Source organism: Rhodococcus sp. CX (genome assembly GCF_015865005.1).
Taxonomy (GTDB): domain Bacteria; phylum Actinomycetota; class Actinomycetes; order Mycobacteriales; family Mycobacteriaceae; genus Rhodococcus.
The window spans coordinates 25,819-27,246 of the sequence record NZ_JADZGH010000062.1 but is presented as its reverse complement, the minus strand read 5'-3'; the positions used below and the strand labels follow the sequence as shown (position 1 = coordinate 27,246).

General features: G+C 71.7%; 1 protein-coding gene. It reads right to left on the bottom strand.

What is annotated here, in order from left to right:
• Positions 1–1,428: Sua5/YciO/YrdC/YwlC family protein (locus I0Q12_RS06655; RefSeq protein WP_197251192.1), on the bottom strand; the 1,428-nt coding region annotated here is incomplete at both ends.

The following is a 1,428-nucleotide window of genomic DNA, read 5'->3' as shown; positions in this document are numbered from 1 at the left end:
CCCGCCGCTGCTCCGAAGTGGCGGCCCGCCGCCGTGCAGAACTCGCGGCTCGCCGCCGTGCCAGGGTGGCGCCGATCGCGGCCTGTCCCAGCGACAGCCCACCGTCGTTCGACGGCACCCGACTGTGCGTCAGGACATCGAACCCACTGTCTTGCAGGATAGTTCGAACACCTTCGGTGAGCAGTCGATTCTGGAAGACACCTCCGGTCAACCCGATCGTCGTGATTCCGGCGTCGGTGGCGATCCGCGCGGCGAGCCGAGCGGTCGCGACCGCGAGCGCCTGGTGGAATCCCAGCGCCAGATCCGCGGCCGGAACCCCGAGCCGCAGTCCCCCGACCAGGCAGCGCAGCGTCCCGGTCCAGTCCAGTTCGGTGCCGTGCACCGTCATCCGCACCGGCGCCGGCTCGGCGGCGGTACGCGCGAGCGCCTCGAGTTCCACGGCCGCCTGCCCCTCGTACGTGATGCGATGACGCACCCCGAGCAGGGACGCCACTCCGTCGTACAGCCGCCCGACGCTCGTGGTGCATACGCAGCCGATGCCGGACGTCAGCTGGCCGGACACCAGGTCCCGTTCCACGTCGGTCAGGGCCCCGGCGCACGGCAGGTCGTCCAGGTGCGGTGACGTGGGATCGCCGAGACCGGCGTCGCGCAGCAACACCAGCGCGACCCGCGCCGGGGTCCGCACGGCGACGTCGCCGCCGGGCAGCAGGAAGGACCGCAGGTGCCCGGCCCGGCGCATGTCCAGCAGGTCCGGTCCGACGAGCAGCAGTTCCCCACCCCACACCGTGCGGTCGCAGCCGTAGCCGGTGCCGTCGAACGCGATGCCGAGTGCCGGCGAACCGATCCTGCCGTGTTCGGTGAGCAGCGACGCGACGTGGGCGTGATGGTGCTGGACGGTGTGCAGCGCGATGTCGTGCTCCTCGGCGTAGCGCTCGGCCCATTGCCGCGTCGCGTATCCGGGGTGGGCGTCGGCCACCACGAGTTCCGGGGTGACCCGGTGCAGCGCGGTCAGCCGCTCCACGGACGTTTCGAACGCCCGCCTGCTTTCCAGCGACCCCATGTCCCCGAGGTGTGCCGAACAGAATGCGTACTCCTGCCGGGTCAGGCAGAAGGTGTTCTTCAGTTCCGCGCCGACCGCCAGGACCGGCGGCGACGGCCGGTCGAGCAGGACCGGCATCGGCGCGTAGCCGCGCGAGCGCCGGATCGGCGACTCCCGGTCGCCGTGGACGACCGCGACCACCGAATCCTCGCAAGGCACCGCGATCGGCCGGTCGTGCACGAGAAACAGGTCGGCGATGCCGCCGAGCCGGGTGCGGGCGTCGTCGTCGTCGGTGCACAGCGGTTCGCCCGAGACGTTCCCGGAGGTCATCACGAGCAGGCGCGGCACCGGATTCGGGTGCCCGGGCACCGGCATGAACAGCAGGTGGT